Consider the following 17,605-nt stretch of genomic DNA (forward strand, 5'->3'; position numbering starts at 1 on the left):
CCGCCGGGCCGCGCGCCTGGCGCGCCGCATGCAGCACCGCCCGAACGCAGAGTCCATCGGCCCATAGGCGCTCATGCGCCGACAAAGCCTACGTTCGACCGGTAGGCCCGACGGCGCACTGGCCTGCCCGCCCCGAGCGCCCCGCCATCTGCTGATGAACCCCATCAAGACCATGGCCCCCGCACCGTCCCGTGCGATAGCCTCCTGACGGAACACCCGTGACAGCGCTGTCAGTCCTGGAGGCACCGATGCCCACCCACCGTCCGCGGCTCCACGCAGGGGCGCGACCGTTCCGCAGAGCGATCGCCGGGCTCGCCGTCGCCTGCCTCGCACTGCCGATCACGGTCGCCGTCGTCACGCCGGCGCAGGCCACGGGCACCGACGCACGCAACCGGCCCGCGAGCACCCAGCCCGGAGCGTACGGCGCCCCCGACGAGACCGCCGCGAACTACTACGCGGCGCTCCTGCGGCACACCCGCTGGGTCGAGACCGTCTGGGACGAGTCCGCCGGCGTCTACCAGGCCAAGGACATGAACTTCGCGGTAGTCCTGGGCAACGCCGTGCTGCTGACGCACGGCGAGTACGACGCGGAGCTCGCCGGCGTCTCCGAGGACACCCTGCGCGAGCACACGCTGGCGACCATCAAGCACTTCGCCGCGACCAACCGCCTCGTGGACCCCGACGGCACCTGGGGCCGCCAGCTCTTCTGGGACTCGACCTTCCAGTCGTACTTCCTGGCCGCGGGCACGCTGCTGTGGGACCAGCTCGACGCCGCCACCCAGGCCAACCTCGCGACCATCGCCACCGGCCAGTCCCGGTACACGGCCGACCTCGACTTCACCGACGACCCCATGTCGGGCAGCTGGACCACCGAGTGGCCCGCGGGCAAGTACCGGGGCGACACCGCGCAGGAGGAGGTCGGCGTCTACACGCAGGCCCTCGCCCCCGGGCTCGCCTGGGCGCCCGACGACGCCGACGCCGGCCGCTGGGCCGAGCAGCTCGCCGACTGGGGCCGCAACGCCGCAGGTCAGCCGACGGCGGACCGCAACAACCCCGCCGTCGTCGCCGGCAAGCCGGTCTCGTCGAACACGATGCACAACATCCACGACACGTACATCGTGGAGAACCACGAGTCGTTCGGGCCGCACTACCAGTCCGACTCGTGGCGCTCTGGCGCCCGCAACGCGATCCACTTCCTGCTGCGCGACGAGCCGCTGCCCGAGATCCTGACCCGGCAGCCCAACTCGGCCGAGCTGCGGGAGTCGATCAAGCTCGTCATGTCCGACCAGGGCGAGCCCTTCATGCCGATGGTCCGGGACCGCGAGTTCCTCTACGGCCGCGACGTGATCCCGATGGCGTTCCTCGCCCAGGTGCTGCGCGACCCCGACGCCGCCCGCGCCGAGGTCAACCTCGCCGCGGCCCTGGCGGACTACCAGGCGTACGCGCCCGTCAACCGGCTGACCAAGTTCTCGGGCGAGCCCAAGTACGAGCCCGAGGCCCGCGCGGAGATCGCCATCTCGTACCTGCTGCACGTGGAGGCCGCGGAGTCGGCCGAGGGTCCCGTGGAGCCGACGCCGCAGGACGTCTTCTTCGAGCGCCTGTCCGGCGTCCGCGACTTCGGCGACGTGCCCGGCCTGACGGTGCAGCAGACGGCGGACACGTGGGCCGGCGCCGTCAGCCGCAAGGGCTTCGTCAAGTTCCCCTGGGTGCCCGGGCACAACTCGTGGCTGTTCTACGCCTCGGGCAGCTCGTCGTTCCTCTACCCCGACTCCGGCGCGACGGTGAGCGACCGCAACGTCACCGCGTACACGCAGCCGCGCGACGGCTTCGAGGGCACGTCGTCGGTGTTCCGGATCGGCGACGGGTACGCGGGCCAGGTCACGCTGCCGACCGGCGCCGCGGTGTACGCGTCGTCGGGCGCGGGGCCGGACGACGCGAGCCTGTCCGTGCGCAACCTGGCCATGGGAGGCTACGCCGGCCTGGACGGCTCACGCGAGTACACGACGGCGGAGGGCAGCACCACCGTCGCCGAGCCGGAGCCGGACCCCGCCGACGTGAACGTGGCGCGTCTCGACACGCTCGACCTCGTGCCGCCGGGCGCGACCGAGCCCGCCCCCGTCACCGCGCGCTACGTGCGCATGCAGGGCGTGCAGGGCCACCCGCAGTACGGCTACTCGCTCTACCACCTGCGCGCCTTCGACCCGGCGGGCGACGACGTCGCGGCCGGCCGCCCGGCCACGGCGTCCAGCGCCGACACGGGCCGGGCCGCGAGCGCCGTGACCGACGGCAGCGCGACGACGCGCTGGGCGGTCTCGCGCGCGGACCGGACGCGCCCCGACTCGTGGGTGCAGGTGGACCTGGGCGCGCCGACCGAGGTGGCCCGCGTGCAGCTCGGGTGGGAGTCGGCGGCGGGCGAGCGGTACCGGGTGCAGACGTCGGCCGACGGCGTGACCTGGCACGACGCGGCGTCGTTCGACGCCGAGGACCCGCTGCTGTCGAGCGCGGGCTCGTGGCTGAACGTGGAGGGTGCGGCGGGGTTCGTCGTCCGGAGCTCCGACGCCCCGATCACGGTCTCGCGGGCGGACGCGACACGCCACGTGGTGCGGCTGGCGGACGGCGCGGCGGGACCCCGGCTGGTGGAGATGATCCCGGGTGACGCCGCGGCGACGTCGGCCCAGGCGGAGCGGGCGGTGCCGACCGCGGACGCCGCGGGCGTGCAGGTCAGCCTGGTCGACGGGTACCTGGTGGCGTTCAACCTGACGGGCGCGGACGTGTCGACGACGGTCACGGTGCCGCACGCGAGCGGAGGCGCGGTGCCGGTGTTCGCGGGCGAGCAGTCGATCGGGGCGCGGTCGTCGGCCCTGGCGCTGACGGTCCCGGCGGGCGACGCCGTGGTGCTGGCTCCGCGGGCCACCGTGGCGGGATCGCGCGGGACGACGCCGGAGGGCGTCACGGTCACCACCGACGACGCCCGCACGTTCACTGTGACGGGCCGGGGTCCGGTGACGGTCCGGCACACGGAGACCGGCGCCTCGCGCCCGGCTGCCGCGACGCCGCGCGGCACAACGGTGCGGTTCCCGGCCGGGACGCCGTTCCCCGTGGCCGACCTCGCGCTGAGCACGCTCACGTTCCCGGCGTCGGTGCTGCCCGAGGGCATGACGTCGCCGTCGGCCGCCGTGGACGGGGACCGGAGCACCGCGTGGGTGCCGGGCCCGGACGGCCGGATGGTCACCGACCTGGGCGCGCCCCAGGAGGTCGGCACGGTCGTGGCCGAGTGGGCGCGGGGGCGGGCGCCGTCGGCCGTGGTCTCGGTGAGCGACGACGGGCTCACGTTTACCGATGTGGGGGCGGTGGGCCGCGACGGCGTCGTCGACGTGGACCGCACGGCCCGCTACGTGGCCCTGACCACGACCTGGCACCGGGGCGACCCGGGCCTGACGGCCCTGCGGGTGCTTCCGAGACCAGAGCTGAACCGATCTCAGAAGTAGTCCTTGACCTTGACCTGAGGTCAACGTGGACGCTCGTCTCATGACAACCTCGAGCACAACCGAATCAGCCAGGTCGGCCTGGACCGGAATGGTCCAGGTCGACGACACCGCTCTTGCCGTCACCGACACCGGTGGTCCCGGCATCCCGGTGATCTACCTCAACGGCTCGTACGCCTCCCAGCGGCACTGGCGGCGTGTCACCGCCGACCTCGGGCCCGGGTATCGGCACATCACCTTCGACGAGCGCGCCCGCGGCCGGTCGAAGCTCGCTTCCGACTACTCTTTCGAGGCGTGCGTCCGCGATATCGACGCGGTGCTCGCGGCCAGGGGTGTCGACCGCCCGCTGCTGGTGGGCTGGTCCTACGGGGCGCTGCTGGGCGTGCACTGGGCGAGCCGGAACCCGGACCGGGCACGCGGCGTGGTCGGCGTCGACGGCCCGTACCCGGTCGGCTGGACCGAGGAGGCCGAGCACGAGGAGATCCGGAAGGTGCTCCGCCGGATGCGGCTGATGCTGCCGCTGGCTCGTCGCCTGGGCCTGGCCGCGCGTTTCTCCGGCGAGGAGCACGTGCGGGTCGCCATCGAGGCCCACCTGCTCCACGCCGCGGCTGGGCCGCTCCTCGAGGAGCTGGCCGTCCCGGTCCGGTACGTCGTCGCCTCCGGGGAGGCGCTGGGCAGCCGCGACGATCTGCAGACGGAGATGCGCAAGACCATCGAGCCGATCCTGGCCCGCAACCCGAACCTCCGAGTGAGTGCGAAGGTCACCAGCAACCACGGCAGCGTCCTGCGCAAGGACTCCCCGGCCGTCGCAGACGTCGTTCGCGAGCTCGCCGCCTCGACCTCGGCCCAGGACCGGCGGAGCCGATGACGGGAGGGGCGACCGGCGGCGTCACGATCGGCCAGGCCGCGGCGTTCGCCGGCGTCACGATCAAGACGGTGCGGCACTACCACAAGCTCGGGCTCGTGGACGAGCCCGAGCGGGACTCGTCCGGCTACCGGCGGTACGGTTCGGACGACCTGCTGCGACTGGTCCAGGTCCGGGCGCTGGCCGACGCCGGCGTGCCGCTCGCCGACATCGGGGCCCTGCTCGACGCCGACGCCGACAGGTTCGCCGCGGCGCTCACCGACGTCGAGCAGCGCCTCACCGACCGGATCGAGGAGCTGATCGCGCGCCGTGACACCCTGCACCGGCTCACCGACGACCGGGCGCTCCTCCCCGATCGCGCCTGCGCCGTCCTCGACCGGATGCCCGGCCTCGGCTTCAGCCCCGACTACGTCGCCGGCCAGCGCGAGGCCCTGGTGCTGTTCCGGGCGCTGTTGCCGGCGGGCTTCGACAGCTTCGTGACCCAGCTCGAGTACCGGCTCGACGATCCCGAGCACGTCGAGCTGACGCAGCGCAGCTGGGACGCGATGTCCTGGGATCCGGACGACCCGCGGCTCGAGGAGCTGGCCTCCGCCCTGGCCGACAACCTGCTGGCCAACCGCGAGCTGCTCACGGCGCCGACGGGCCTCGAGATCCGGTCCGACACCGCCACTCGGTACGGACTGGTCGACACCCACCGCCAGGACGGGTGGCCGGCGTCGGCCCGCTTGAACGCACTGGTGGAGGCGAAGCTGCGTGCCGCGGGCATCCCGGTCCCGCACCGGTAAGCGCCGAACGTAGGGTTGGTCGGCTCGTGAGCGCCCATAGGCCGACGAACCCTACGTTCGAACCCCGCCCGGCGAGGGCGGCGGTCAGCCGCTGTGGCCAGAACGGCCCCGCCGGGCGGCCGCCACGATGACGACCACCCCGACCAGGGCGAGCGCCGGACCGACGATCGCCCACAGGGTCACGCCCGTCATCGGGCTGCCGGCGAGGTAGCCGAGCCCCTGCACGGTGAACACGGCGCCCATCAGCACGAGGACGACGCCCAGCACGATCAGGCCTGACTTCATGGTTTCCTCCGGACGGCCGGTGGCGCCGTCAGTACTTGTGGGTGCCCAGGGTGGTGGACGAGATCATCGCGTCGTCGGCGTAGCAGTAGCCCCAGCCCTCGCCCGGCTCGACGGACCGCATGAGCGGGTGCGCGGAGGCCTTGAAGTGCGCCGTGGCGTGCTTGGCCGGGGACGAGTCGCAGCAGCCCACCTGCCCGCACACCAGGCAGCTGCGCAGGTGGACCCAGGTGCCGCCGACGGCGAGGCACTCGGGACAGCCGTCCAGCTGCTCGGGCTCGAGGACCGCGACCTGGTCCAGGTGCGTGCACTCTTCGGTCATGTCTCGGTCCTCACGTCGCTGGGGCAATGGTCTCCCACCCCGGACGGGACCGCCCGCGGCAGCAGATCTGCACAGAGTCTAGGCCGCGGACGCCGGCCTGTGCGGGCCACCGCCGGTGCTCTCGCGGGCGGTGATCCGGTGGGGCACCACCACGTGCTCGGCCGGGGCGTCCGGCTCGGCGATGCGCCGCATCACGAGCCGCACCGCCTCCGCGGCCAGGAGGGGCAGGTCAGGGGTCACCGTGGTCAGGGACGGCACGGAGAACTGCCCGTCCTCGATGCCGTCGAAGCCTGCCACGGCCACGTCCTGCGGCACCCGCAGCCCGTGCTCGTGCAGGGCACGCAGCGCGCCCAGGGCCATCAGGTCGTTGAAGCAGAACACCGCGTCGACCTCGACGCCGCGGGCGAGCAGCTGCGCGACGGCGTCGGCCCCGCTGGCGCGGTGGTAGTCCGTGCACTCGACCACGAGGTCCGGGTCGGCGGGCACACCGGCCTCGGCCAGCGCGGCCAGGTAGCCCTCGCCGCGCAGCCGTCCCGTACCCGCGCCGCTCTGCAGGCCGATCCCCGCGATCCGACGCCGGCCCAGGTCCAGGAGGTGCCGGGTGACGTCGCGGGCCGCCGCCACGTTGTCCACTCCCACGTGGTCCACGCCCGCCGGCTCGCCGTACTCCCCCAGCAGCACCAGCGGGGTGCCGTCGCGGCGCTCCACGACCTCCGCGACCGGCGTGACCAGCGGGCTGAAGAAGACGCCGTCGACCAGGTGGCTCGGCAGGCCGTCGAGCACCGCGCGCTCCCCCGCCGGGTCGCCCGACGTCTCCTCGATGAGCACCGACTGCCCCACGGCCCGGGCCGCCGCCGCCAGCTCGGAGGCCAGCCCGGCGAAGTAGGGCGAGGTGAGCTCCGGCAGCGCGATCGCCAGGAACCCCGCCCGCCCGTGCCGCAGGCTCCGGGCCGACGTGTTGGGCCGGTAGCGCAGCTCGGCGATGGCGGACTCGACGCGCTCGCGGGTCTCGGGCCGCACGTTCGGGTGCCCGTTGATCACGTTCGACACGGTCTTGAACGAGACCCCGGCGCGTTCCGCGACGTCGCGCAGCGTGACCCTCACTCGGCACAGGCTAGACCACCCCTTGCCGACGCGCGGTTATCCGTTGTAACTTCACGCGTGGTTATCCGTTGTAAAGGAGCGACGGCCACGTCATCGAGGACGTGGCGCGCAGCCGCCCGAAGGGACACCACACCATGGAGATCCGGCTCGTAGCCGTCCTCGCCACCGCCGCACTGGTCGCCGGCGCCGTGGCCCCGCCCGCCACCAGCCAGGCCGCGCCACCGCCGTCCGGCACCACCTACACCAACCCGGTCACCGACCCGTTCTCGGACACCTACGCCGACCCCGCGGTGATCCGCGGCAAGGACGGCTGGTGGTACCTGTACGCCACGAGCGACCCGCTGGTGACCGGTGGCCCGTTCGGCAAAATGCACGTGGCGAAGTCCCGCGACCTGGCGAGCTGGGAGTACGTGGGCACCATCTTCGACGACGAGAACAAGCCGGCCTGGGCCGCGGACGCCTCCTACTTCTGGGCGCCCGACATCCGGTACGTCGACGGCCAGTACGTCATGTACTACACGGTCACCGACACCGCGGCGAACCCCGACCCCTGGGACTACACGATCGGCGTCGCGACGGCGCCCACCCCGACCGGACCGTGGACCGACTCCGGCGGCCCCGTCCTGGACCCGCGCCCCGCGCCCGGCGGCGGCTACCTCAACACCATCGACCCGGCCCTGTTCGCCGACGACGACGGCTCGCGCTACCTGTACTTCGGCGGCTTCAACGGCGGCATCTGGGTCACGGAGCTCGACGAGACCGGCACCCGCGCCGTCGGCGAGCCCACCCGCGTGACCGTCGCGGACCGCTACGAGGGCGCCTTCGTGGTCAAGCGCGACGGCTGGTACTACCTCATGGCGTCGTCGGCCAACTGCTGCTCCGGCCCGGTGACCGGGTACAGCGTGTACACGGGCCGGTCGCGCTCGCCGCTCGGCCCGTTCACGGACCACGAGGGCGTGGGCATGAACGAGTCCCGCGTGGGCGGCACCCTCGTCGTCGCGCAGAATGGCAACAGGTGGATCGGCGTGGGGCACCACGCCGTGTTCTCCGACGTGTCCGGGCAGGACTGGATGCTCTACCACGGCATCGACCGCGACAACGCGTGGCTGAACGAGCCCGGCGGCGTCAACCGCCGGCCCACCCTGCTGGACCGGCTCGACTGGATCGACGGCTGGCCCGTGGTCAACGCGGGGGCGGGCCCGAGCGAGGGCGCGCAGACCGCGCCCGTGGCCGCGAGCGAGCTGGGTATCGTGAGCGCCGACCCGGCCTCCGGGCACGCGCTGCGCCGGATCACGGGCACCCTCGCCCGGGGCACGGACGACGCCGGCGACGCCGGGTCGATCGCGCGCCTCGTGCCGGACCGGCGGCACGCCGCCGTCGTGCAGACGGCGCCCGCGCCGCGGGACGTGCGGGTCGAGACGGACGTGCGGCTGCCCGACGCCGACAGCTCGTTCACGGTGCGCGTCGGCGGGGCCGGCCCGGCCGCGGTGTCGGTGCGGCTGGACGCCAAGGAGCGTGAGCTCGTCGTCGGGCAGGGGCGCCACCAGGTGCGGACGGCGCTGCCCGCGAACGCGGACCTGACCGGCTGGCACGTGCTGAGCGTCGAGGCGCGCGACGGCGCGGTCGCCGCGCGGCTGTCGTCGAGCGGGCTGGGCGACGTCGACGCCGAGGCGCGGTTCGAGCCGCGGACGCCGCTGCCCCGCAAGGCGCCGGTGCGCCTCGTGGCCGACGGCGGCGAGGCGCAGCTCGACAACCTGACCGTCGTCGCGGCGCACGAGCCCGTGACCGAGCGCGTCGCCGAGCCGGAGGCGGGCGCGGTCACGTTCGCCGAGGAGTTCGACGGCGACCTGGACGCCGGCTGGCGCTGGCAGCACGAGCCGGCCGCCGTCGACATCGCCGACGGCGCGCTGACCTGGCCGCTGACCGGCCACGACCTGGTGGGCACCCGGAACGACGCGCCGGTGCTGCTGCGCGACGCGCCCGAGGGCGACTACGTGCTGGAGGCCACGGTGCGCCTGCCGCTGGGCGAGGACACCGTGCGCAACTTCCAGCAGGCGGGCCTCATGGTGCACGCGGGCGACGACGACTTCCTGCGGCTCGGCTCGGTGGCGATCGGCCGGACGCGGCAGGTCGAGTTCGGCAAGGAGCTCACGGCCGACGGCGCCGTGCGGTTCGGGGGCTTCGTCTCCGGGCCGGTGGCCGACACCATGCGCCTGCGGCTGTTCCACACGACGGACCCGGCCACCGGTGAGCACCGGTACCGGTCGGCGACGTCGCGCGACGGGGAGCACTGGCGGTTCGGGGCCACGTGGACGCTCCCGGCCGACACGGACCCGACGATCGGCATCTACGCGGGCGGCGGCGCGGCGCCGGCGGTGAGCGCGGTGTTCGAGGAGGTGCTGGTCCGCGAGCTGGGCTAGGGCCGGGGGGATTCCCCGGGCGCCCCTCCCCTTTGAGGCCTAAGTTTCTTCGCTTTGAGTCGCCTCAAAGCGAAGAAACTTAGGCCTCAAAGGGGTTCGGCCCCGAGGGACCAGCGGCTAGCGCGCCACCGGGGTCGAGTAGGCCCCCGCGGCGATGTCCTCGACCAGCGTCGGGCCCGACGGCGTCCAGCCCAGCAGCTCCCGCGTCGCGGTGCTCGTCGCGGCCCCCTCCATGCCGAAGAACCCGCCGATCCAGCCGAAGTGCGTCGCGACGTCGTCGGGCGCGATCGAGGCGACCGGGAGGCCGAGCGCCGCACCGATCGCCTCGGCGATCTCGCGGCTCGTGACACCCTCCTCGGCGACGGCGTGCAGCCGCGAACCGGCCGGGGCCTTGGCCAGCCCGAGCGCGACGAGACGGGCGGCGTCGGAGCGGTGCACGGCGGCCCAGCGGTTGGTGCCGTCGCCCGGGTAGCCGGAGACGCCGTGCCGGCGGGCGGCGTCGGCGATCACGGAGATGAAGCCGTGGTCCCCCGCCCCGTGCACCGTCGGCGAGAAGCGCAGGCTCACGACGCGCACGTCGCGGTCGACGTACTCCAGCGCCAGGTTCTCGGCGCCGCCGCGCGGCGAGTCCGGCCCGTAGGACGACGAGGTGTCCGCCTCGGTGGCGGGCCTGCCCTGCGCGAGTGCGGCGGTACCCGCCGCGAACAGGAGCGGACGGCCCGAGCCGGCGAGCGCGTCGGCGAACGTCTGCACGGCGGCCCGCTCGGCGGCGTTGGACGCCGCTGGGTTCGCGAAGTCGTGCTTGTTCGCGAGGTGCAGCACCGCCTCTGCGGCGTCGGCGCCCCGGCGGAGACCGTCGAGGTCGTCCAGGTCGCCGCGCTGCACCCGCACCCCCTTCGCCTCGAGCGCGGCCGCGGACGCATCGGACCGGGCGAGCGCGGTGACGGCGTGACCGTCCGCGAGCAGCTCGTCGACGGTGGCCGACCCGATCCAGCCGGATGCTCCGGTCACGAATACCTGCATGGTGAACCTCCAGTGATGTCAGTGACTGCTGTCAGTCACAGACATCACCATACGCGCGACGTCAGCCGCTGTCATCACCTAGACTGGACGCATGGTCAGATGGCAGCCAGGGACGAGCGGACGGCTCCAGGCCGCCGCGCTGGAGCTCTTCGCGAGCAACGGCTTCGAGCAGACGACGGCCGCGGAGATCGCGCAGTCCGTCGGCCTGACCGAGCGCACCTTCTTCCGGCACTTCAGCGACAAGCGCGAGGTGCTGTTCCACGGGCAGGAGCTCCTGGTCGAGGCGTTTCTCGCCGGGCTGGTGGAGGCACCCGGCGAGGCCACGCCGATGGAGCTGGTCGCCGCCGCGCTGGAGTCGGGGGCGGAGCTGTTCCCCGACGAGCGACGTGACCACTCCCGGCTGCGGCAGACCGTCATCGAGCAGAACCCGGCACTGCAGGAGCGGGAGCGGCACAAGATGTCGGTGCTCGCTGCTGCCCTCGGCGACGCCCTGCGCGGGCGAGGTATCACGGAGCCTGCAGCCACGCTCGCCGCCGAGTCGGCGGCCACAGTGTTCGGCGTCGCCTTCACGCAGTGGATCGCGCCCGGCGAGCAGCGCTCGATCAGCCAGATCGAGCAGGCAGTGCTCGCCGAGCTCCGCGACCTGACCGCCGCCCGCACCGCCGCGAGGACCTGAACCCGTCAGTCCCAGCGGAACAGCAGCCCGGCGGTGACGCTGCCGACCACGACCGTCACACCCAGGCTGACCAGGTGCGCGGCCTCCACGGGCGCACCCACCCAGGCCGCCGCGAGCGCCTGGACCGCCGCGCCGAAGGGCAGCCGTTCGCCGAGCGCGGCGAGCGGCTCGGGCAGGCTGCCGGGGCCGCCGAACATGCCGCCCAGAGCGCCGAGCGCGAAGAAGCCGACGAGCCCGATCGCGACCGCCGAGTTCGGCGTCGGCGCGACGGCCGCGACGATCATCCCGACGGCGTACATCGCCGCCATCGCGAGGGCGTAGACCCCGAGGGTCGTGGCGAGGTGCGCCGGCGGGCTCGCGCCGAAGCCGAGGAACGCGACCCCGACGGCCAGGGCGAGCCCGAGGACCGTCTGGAGCACGCTGACCACCACCTGGGCGACGAGCACCATGGCCGGGGAGGCCGGGGTGACCGACAGCCGGCGCAGGATGCCGGAGCGCCGGTAGTACGCCAGGAAGCTCGGCATGTTGATCACCCCGATGGTGGCGATGACCATCGTGAGCACCAGCGGCAGCACGTACGCCTCCAGAGCGGAGAACCCGGCGACGACCTCCTGGTCGCCGGCTGCCTGGGCGCTGGTCAGGAGGATCAGGAGCGGCAGACCGAGGGGCACGACGAGGCCCGCGGTGTCGCGCGCGACCATCTTGGCCTCGCAGACCACGAGGTTGAGCCAGGCCCGTGGGCCCGGCCGGCGGACGACGGCGGTGGCGGTGGTGCTCATTCGGCTGCCTCCAGCTGCTTTCCGGTCAGGGCGACGAACGCGTCGTCGAGGGTCTCGGCGCCCGCTCGCGCGGTCAGGGCTCCGGGCGTGTCGACAGCGACCAGCCGGCCGGCGTCGAGCAGCGCGACCCGGTCGCAGAGCCGCTCGACCTCCTCCATGGCGTGGCTGACCAGCACGACGGTGACGCCCTCGTCGCGCAGGCGCTCGACGGTGCCCCACATACGGCGCCGGGCGCGCGGGTCGAGCCCGGTCGTGAGCTCGTCGAGGATGACGACGCGCGGCCGGCCCACCAGCGCGAGCGCGATGGAGAGCCGCTGCTGCTGCCCGCCGGACAGCTTCTCGAACCGCACGCGGCGCTGCTCCTCCAGGCCCACCAGGTCGAGGAGCTCGGCGGCCGGGCGCGGGTCGGGGTAGAAGCTGCGGTACAGGTCCAGGAGCTCGGCGACGGTCAGCGCGCCGTGCAGGTAGGCCGCCTGGAGCTGCACGCCCAGCACCTGCCGCACCCTGGCCCGGTCCCGCCGCGGGTCGAGCCCGAGCAGGCGGACGCTCCCCCGGTCCGGGCGGCGCAGCCCGGCGATCATCTCGACCGTCGTGGTCTTGCCCGCGCCGTTGGTGCCCAGGATGCCGAGCACCTCCCCCGCCCCGACGCGCAGGCTCAGCCCGTCGACGGCGACCTTGTCGCCGTACCGCTTGACGAGGCCCTCGGCCTCGATGGCCGGCGGCCGGCCGCTCCCGCCGCTCCCGTTCGTGTCGCTGCTCATGAACGACGACGCTAGGTACCCCGCCCCACCCTGCGCCTGTGCCGCTGGTCAGGGATGTGAACCATGACTTTCGGCACGGGCAGGCCGCGGACCGCGCCCGTAGGGTGGCTGACATGCGGCTCGGGACGGAGGAATGGTCAGGACTCGCGATGCTCGTGGTCGCGCTGGCCCTGGCCGGCCCGGTGCTGTTCGGGCACGCGGACCCGAGCATCCCGCGCGGCTGGTGGATCGCCCTGTTCGTGCTCCTGATGGTCACCCTCCTGGGCTCCCTCGTGCGCGAGCGCGCCGACCTCCTGCGGCACGCGATGTTCGCCACCGCGGTCGTCTCGTCCTGGGCCGTGGTGCTCACCGCGCCGCAGGTCGGGCTCATGCCGGTGCTGCTCGTCGTCATCGCGAGCGTCAGCGTCTACGTGGCTCCGCTCCGGGTGGGCTTCGTCGTCGTCGGCCTGAACACGCTGGTGCTGGTGGCGCTCGCGGGGCAGCGGGACAACGGGCTCGCGGACGCCCTGATCGGCGTCGGCTTCTACCTGCTCATCCAGGTCGCCACGATGCTGAGCTCGATGACGCTCATCCGGGAACAGCGGCTGCGCCGCGAGCTGAGCCAGGCGCACGTGGACCTGCGGGCGGCGTCGGCCCTGCTGACGGAGTCGGCGCGGACGGCGGAGCGGCTGCGGATCTCACGCGACCTGCACGACCTGATCGGCCACCAGCTCACGGTGCTCACCCTGGAGCTGGAGGCCGCGCGGCACCGCGACGGCGAGCAGGCGCGCGACCACGTCGAGCGGGCCAACCGGGTGGCGCGGGAGCTGCTCGCCGACGTCCGGACGACGGTCGGCGAGCTGCGGACGGCGTCGTCGGACCTGACCGAGGCGTTCCGGGAGGTGGTGCGCGACCTGCCCGACCTGGACGTCTCCATCGACGTGGGGTCCGGCGTGCAGGTCGACGAGGAGCAGACGGCGGCCCTGGTGCGCGGCGTGCAGGAGATCGTCACGAACACCCTGCGGCACGCCGAGGCGCGGGTGCTCCGGATCGAGGTGGCCGCCGGCCCGGACGGCGTCGTGCTGACGACGCGGGACGACGGGCGCGGGTTCCGCGAGCTGGTGCCCGGCAACGGGCTGCGTGGCCTGGCCGAACGGTTCGAGGCCCTCGGCGGCGGCGTCGAGTTCGACGGCGCGGACGGGTTCCGGGTCACCGCGCGGGTGCCGACATGACGCGGGTGGTGATCGTCGACGACCAGACGCTGGTGCGGCACGGCATCCGCGCGCTGCTGGAGATCGCCGACGTCGAGGTGGTGGGCGAGGCCGACGACGGCAAGGAGGCGCTGGCGGTGGTCGCCGACGTCGCGCCCGACGTGATCCTGCTGGACCTGCGCATGCCCCGGTACGACGGCCTGTGGACCCTGGACCGGCTGCGCGAGCAGGGCAGCGACGTGCCCGTGCTCGTGCTCACCACGTTCGACGACGACACCCTGGTGCTCGACGCCCTGCGCGCCGGGGCCCGCGGGTACCTGCTCAAGGACGTCACGGTCGAGCAGCTCACCCGCGCCGTGCACGCGCTGGCCGGCGGCGGGACGCTCGTGGCGCCGTCGATCACGGACCGCATGCTGCGGGCGCTGCGGTCCGTGCCGGTGGGCGGCGCCGAGGCCGACACGCTCGCGGTCCAGCAGCTCACCGACCGCGAGCTCGAGGTGCTGCGGCTGATGGCCGAGGGCTACACCAACCGCGAGATCTCCGGCGCGCTGTGCCTGGTCGAGGGCACGGTGAAGAACCACGTCTCGACGATCCTGCTCAAGCTCGCGGCCCGGGACCGGACCAACGCGGTGCTGCGCGCGCTGCGGCTGGGCGTGCTGGGCTGATGCGACGCCGACCGCGAGGCCGGCGCCGCATCGGTCCTACCCCTTGAGCCCGCCCGCGAGCAGGTCCGCGCGCCAGAACCGCTGGAGCAGCAGCACCATCGCGATCAGCGGGATGACCGAGACGGCCGAGCCCGCGATCACGAGCGGGTAGAGGTCGGAGTCCCCGGCGCCCTTCGAGAGGAACGAGTACAGCCCGAGGGTGATCGGGTACAGCCGCTGGTCGCTGAGCATGATGAACGGCAGCAGGAAGTTGTTCCAGATGCCGACGAACTGCAGCAGGAACACCGTGACCAGGCCCTGGGCCATCATCGGCAGCACGATCGTGGTGAAGATCCGCGCCTCGCCCGCGCCGTCGAGCCGGGCCGCCTCCAGCGTGTCCGTGGGGACTGCCGACTGCGCGAACACCCGGCACAGGAAGATCCCGAACGGGTTGATGATCGACGGCAGCAGCACCGACCACATCGTCCCGGCCAGCCCGAGCTGCGCGAGCAGCAGGTACTGCGGGATCGCCAGCACGATGCCCGGCACCAGGACGCCGGCGAGGATCGCGGCGAACAGCGTGTCGCTCCCCCGGAACCGGAACTTGGCCAGCGCGTAGCCCGCCATCGCGGAGACGATCGTCGAGGCGACCGCGCCGACGCCCGCGTACACCAGGCTGTTGGCACCCCACTGCCAGAACACGCCGCCGCCGTAGGTGGCCAGGTCGACGAGGTTGTCGGCGAGGCCGGAGCCGGGCAGGAACGAGAAGCTGGTGAACAGCTCGCGGGGCGACTTGGAGGCCGCGACCACCACCCAGGCCACGGGCACCAGGCAGTAGACGGCGCCCGCGAGCAGCACGATCGTCGCGGCCGGGGCGAACCGCGGCCTGCGCCGGGCCGTGGCGCCGGCCAGGGCGGGCGCCGTCGGACGCCGGGTCGCGGTGCTGGCGCTCATGAGGCCTCTCCGAACGTGCGGCGCTGGAAGAAGCGCAGGATGACCAGCGAGACGACGAGGGTGCCGACCGCCAGGAGCACGGACGCCGCGGCGGCGCCGCCCAGGTTGTCGTTGCCGAACGCCTCCTGGTAGATCGCCATGAGCGGCACCCAGGTCGACGAGATGGTGCTCGTCAGCGGACGCAGCGTGGCGGGCTCGCTGTAGAGCTGCACGGTGCCGATCACCGAGAACAGCCCGGTCAGCACGAGCGCGGGCGCCACCAGCGGGATCTTGATGCGCCAGGCGATGGCCCACTCGTTCGCGCCGTCGATCCGCGCCGCCTCGTAGATCTCCTGCGGGATCGCCCGCAGCGAGGTGTAGATGATGATCATGTTGAACCCGACCCCCGACCACAGCGCGATGTTCGCGAGCGCGAAGTACAGCGTCGGGTAGCCGAAGAAGTCGACGTTGCCGCCGCCGAGCTCCCGCGCGACGTAGCTGACCGGGCTGGTGCTGGGCAGGTAGAGGAACCCCCACAGCAGGCTCGCGATCACGCCGGGCACGGCGTACGGCAGGAAGATCGCCGTCCGCGAGAAGCTCGTCAGCCGCGCCCGCGGCGTGTCGAGCAGGAGCGCGAACAGCAGGGCCAGGCCGAGCACGCTGGGCACGGCGATCGCGCCGTAGACCAGCGACCGGCCGAACCCCGCGAGCAGCTCGGGGTCCGTGAGCGCGGTGACGTAGTTCTCCAGCCCGACGAACCCCTCGGTGCGCCGCCCGAAGGCGCCCGCGCCCTCGATGCGGAGCCCGCGGAAGCTGAGGTACAGCGCGTACCCGATGGGCACGAGCAGGAAGCACACGAACAGGACGACCGCCGGGGCCGCGAACAGCCAGGGGGTCAGCTCGCGGCCCCGGCGCCCGCGCCTGCGGGCAGGTGCGACGGCGGTCATGGGTTCTCGACGGTGTACCCGGACTTCTCCAGGTCCGCGACCACGGCCGTCTGGGTGGTGCCGTACACGTCCCGGAACGACGTGCCGCCGAGCGCCGCCTCGTTCAGGGCGTCGCCGAACGCGTTGGTCGCGACGTTGACGTTCGGCCCCCACACGACCGGGATGGTCGTGTCGTCGATGACCTGGTCGGCCACCTCGTAGAAGTCCTTCTGCTGCGGCATGAGCTTCGGCGGGTCGTTCGAGAGCGTCGCCTCGCGGCCAGCGTTGCCGCCCGGGTACAGGTCGAGCGTGAGCAGCAGCTTCGAGCCCTCGTCGGACGCGCCGAGCCAGGCGGCGAACTTCGCGGCCTCCTCGGCGTGCTCGGACTTCTCGGGCACGAGGTAGGTGGACCCGCCGAGGAACGGCACGGACGCGTCGCCCGGCGTCCACTGCGGCAGCGGGATGGAGGCCCACTTGCCCGCGGTGTCGGGGGCCACCGAGTAGATGACGCTCGGCGCCCAGGCCGCGGCCGCCCAGCTCAGGATCTTGCCGTCGTTGACCTTGGCGTTCCACTCCGGCGTGAGCAGCGGCTCGACCGTCAGGAGGTCGCGATCGACGAGGTCCTGCCAGTAGTCGGCGGTCTCCAGCGAGGCGTCGCCGTCGATGCCGACCGACCAGGCGTCGCCGTCGGTGCCCCACCACTGCGCGCCGGCCTGGGCGGCCTGCGCCGCGAAGAACTCGAGCTGGGTCGCCGAGAAGCTCGCCAGGTACACGTCCGGGTCGGCGGCGTGGATCTTCTCGGCCGCCTCCGCGTAGTCCGCCCAGGTGGCCGGCGGCTCGACGCCGTACTTCTCGAACAGGTCGGTGCGGTAGGTGAGCATCATCGGCCCGATGTCCTGCGGCACGCCGTAGACCTGGTCGCCGAGCGTGCTCAGGGCCCAGATGTTCTCGGCCACGGCGTCCCGGTTCGGTTCGACGTCCTCGGTGATGTCCCGGACCACGCCGGCGGTCACCAGCGACGGCAGCGCGCGGTACTCGACCTGCACGACGTCGGGCGCCTCGTCGGCGCGGTCGGCCGCCAGCAGCTTGGACGACGTCTCGGGCGTGCCGCCCACCTCGGAGAGCTTGATCGTGACGCCCGGGTTCTCCTTCTCGTACTGCTCGACGATCGCCTGGGCGGCGGGGTCGGCCTCCTTGAGCGACCAGGTCCAGAACTCCAGGGTGACCGGGCCGTCGTCGGACGCCGGCTCACCGGCGCAGCCGGCCAGCGCGAGGCCCACCGCGACCAGTGCGGCACCGGCGCCGAGGGCGCGGCGGGCGCGCCGGGGTTCACTGCTGTGTGTGCGCATTGCACATCTCCTTCGATGTGATCCGGCCGGACCCGGCGGCTCGTTGCGGGGGTCCTCGGGA

The 17,605-nt window shown here is 73.3% G+C and carries 16 protein-coding genes; 7 read left to right on the plus strand and 9 right to left on the minus strand.

Going from position 1 to position 17,605, the window contains the following annotated elements; all coding sequences use genetic code 11:
- Window positions 1-248 precede the first annotated feature (248 nt).
- From H291_RS31790 to H291_RS0126500, 3 genes are read left to right on the plus strand one after another with little or no spacing between them, the layout of a single operon-like run.
- Window positions 249-3,488, plus strand: a complete 3,240-nt coding sequence (locus H291_RS31790; RefSeq protein WP_020018056.1) for a discoidin domain-containing protein — start codon at window positions 249-251, stop codon at window positions 3,486-3,488.
- A 40-nt stretch (window positions 3,489-3,528) separates the two neighbouring features.
- The gene (locus H291_RS0126495) at window positions 3,529-4,353 is read left to right on the plus strand and encodes an alpha/beta fold hydrolase (RefSeq protein ID WP_026366163.1); all 825 of its coding nucleotides are present in this window, start codon (window positions 3,529-3,531) and stop codon (window positions 4,351-4,353) included.
- Entirely contained in the window at window positions 4,350-5,135 is a 786-nt protein-coding gene (locus tag H291_RS0126500) for a MerR family transcriptional regulator (protein WP_020018058.1), read from the plus strand. Before H291_RS0126495 ends, H291_RS0126500 begins: the two co-directional genes overlap by 4 nt.
- An 84-nt stretch (window positions 5,136-5,219) precedes the next feature.
- Here the strand turns inward: H291_RS0126500 and H291_RS0126505 are convergent, their stop codons facing one another.
- The 3 genes from H291_RS0126505 to H291_RS0126515 form a co-directional block, all read right to left on the minus strand.
- A complete protein-coding gene (locus H291_RS0126505) occupies window positions 5,220-5,420 on the minus strand; it encodes a hypothetical protein (RefSeq protein ID WP_020018059.1) in 201 nt (66 codons plus the stop codon).
- A 28-nt stretch (window positions 5,421-5,448) separates the two neighbouring features.
- Window positions 5,449-5,739, minus strand: coding sequence for a UBP-type zinc finger domain-containing protein (locus tag H291_RS0126510; RefSeq protein ID WP_020018060.1), 291 nt, complete (start codon window positions 5,737-5,739; stop codon window positions 5,449-5,451).
- A gap of 78 nt (window positions 5,740-5,817) precedes the next feature.
- Window positions 5,818-6,843: a LacI family DNA-binding transcriptional regulator gene (locus H291_RS0126515; protein WP_020018061.1), complete on the minus strand. Its 1,026-nt coding sequence runs from the start codon at window positions 6,841-6,843 to the stop codon at window positions 5,818-5,820.
- A 134-nt stretch (window positions 6,844-6,977) separates the two neighbouring features.
- Between H291_RS0126515 and H291_RS0126520 the strand changes: the two genes are divergently transcribed.
- On the plus strand, window positions 6,978-9,263 hold the full coding sequence (locus H291_RS0126520; protein WP_020018062.1) for a family 43 glycosylhydrolase: 2,286 nt from the start codon (window positions 6,978-6,980) through the stop codon (window positions 9,261-9,263).
- 117 nt (window positions 9,264-9,380) lie between these two features.
- Here H291_RS0126520 and H291_RS0126525 read toward each other — a convergent pair whose 3' ends face one another.
- Window positions 9,381-10,274, minus strand: a complete 894-nt coding sequence (locus H291_RS0126525; protein ID WP_232216182.1) for an SDR family oxidoreductase — start codon at window positions 10,272-10,274, stop codon at window positions 9,381-9,383.
- Between the two features lie 103 nt (window positions 10,275-10,377).
- On the opposite strand from H291_RS0126525, the gene H291_RS0126530 reads away from it, so the two are divergent.
- A complete protein-coding gene (locus H291_RS0126530) occupies window positions 10,378-10,962 on the plus strand; it encodes a TetR/AcrR family transcriptional regulator (RefSeq protein WP_020018064.1) in 585 nt (194 codons plus the stop codon).
- Window positions 10,963-10,967: 5 nt separating this feature from the next.
- Here H291_RS0126530 and H291_RS0126535 read toward each other — a convergent pair whose 3' ends face one another.
- On the minus strand, window positions 10,968-11,741 hold the full coding sequence (locus tag H291_RS0126535; protein ID WP_020018065.1) for an ABC transporter permease: 774 nt from the start codon (window positions 11,739-11,741) through the stop codon (window positions 10,968-10,970).
- Window positions 11,738-12,502: an ABC transporter ATP-binding protein gene (locus tag H291_RS0126540; protein WP_020018066.1), complete on the minus strand. Its 765-nt coding sequence runs from the start codon at window positions 12,500-12,502 to the stop codon at window positions 11,738-11,740. The genes H291_RS0126535 and H291_RS0126540 overlap by 4 nt, the downstream gene beginning before the upstream one ends.
- Window positions 12,503-12,615: 113 nt before the next feature.
- On the opposite strand from H291_RS0126540, the gene H291_RS0126545 reads away from it, so the two are divergent.
- Both H291_RS0126545 and H291_RS0126550 read left to right on the plus strand, forming a co-directional pair.
- Window positions 12,616-13,713 carry a histidine kinase gene (locus H291_RS0126545; RefSeq protein ID WP_232216183.1) on the plus strand — a complete coding sequence of 366 codons (1,098 nt, stop codon included), beginning with the start codon at window positions 12,616-12,618 and terminating at the stop codon, window positions 13,711-13,713.
- A complete protein-coding gene (locus H291_RS0126550) occupies window positions 13,710-14,357 on the plus strand; it encodes a response regulator (RefSeq protein ID WP_020018068.1) in 648 nt (215 codons plus the stop codon). The genes H291_RS0126545 and H291_RS0126550 overlap by 4 nt, the downstream gene beginning before the upstream one ends.
- A gap of 36 nt (window positions 14,358-14,393) precedes the next feature.
- Here the strand turns inward: H291_RS0126550 and H291_RS0126555 are convergent, their stop codons facing one another.
- Genes H291_RS0126555 through H291_RS0126565 form a run of 3 tightly spaced genes read right to left on the minus strand, consistent with a single transcriptional unit; the run spans window position 14,394 to window position 17,544 of the window.
- Window positions 14,394-15,290 (minus strand): carbohydrate ABC transporter permease, encoded by an 897-nt coding sequence (locus H291_RS0126555; protein ID WP_020018069.1) that lies wholly within the window; start codon window positions 15,288-15,290, stop codon window positions 14,394-14,396.
- The gene (locus H291_RS0126560) at window positions 15,287-16,216 is read right to left on the minus strand and encodes a carbohydrate ABC transporter permease (protein WP_020018070.1); all 930 of its coding nucleotides are present in this window, start codon (window positions 16,214-16,216) and stop codon (window positions 15,287-15,289) included. The genes H291_RS0126555 and H291_RS0126560 overlap by 4 nt, the downstream gene beginning before the upstream one ends.
- The gene (locus tag H291_RS0126565; RefSeq protein ID WP_020018071.1) at window positions 16,213-17,544 is read right to left on the minus strand and encodes an ABC transporter substrate-binding protein; all 1,332 of its coding nucleotides are present in this window, start codon (window positions 17,542-17,544) and stop codon (window positions 16,213-16,215) included. The genes H291_RS0126560 and H291_RS0126565 overlap by 4 nt, the downstream gene beginning before the upstream one ends.
- Between the last annotated feature and the right edge of the window lie 61 nt (window positions 17,545-17,605).

Source organism: Promicromonospora sukumoe 327MFSha3.1, from assembly GCF_000385135.1.
Taxonomy (GTDB): Bacteria; Actinomycetota; Actinomycetes; order Actinomycetales; family Cellulomonadaceae; genus Promicromonospora; species Promicromonospora sukumoe_B.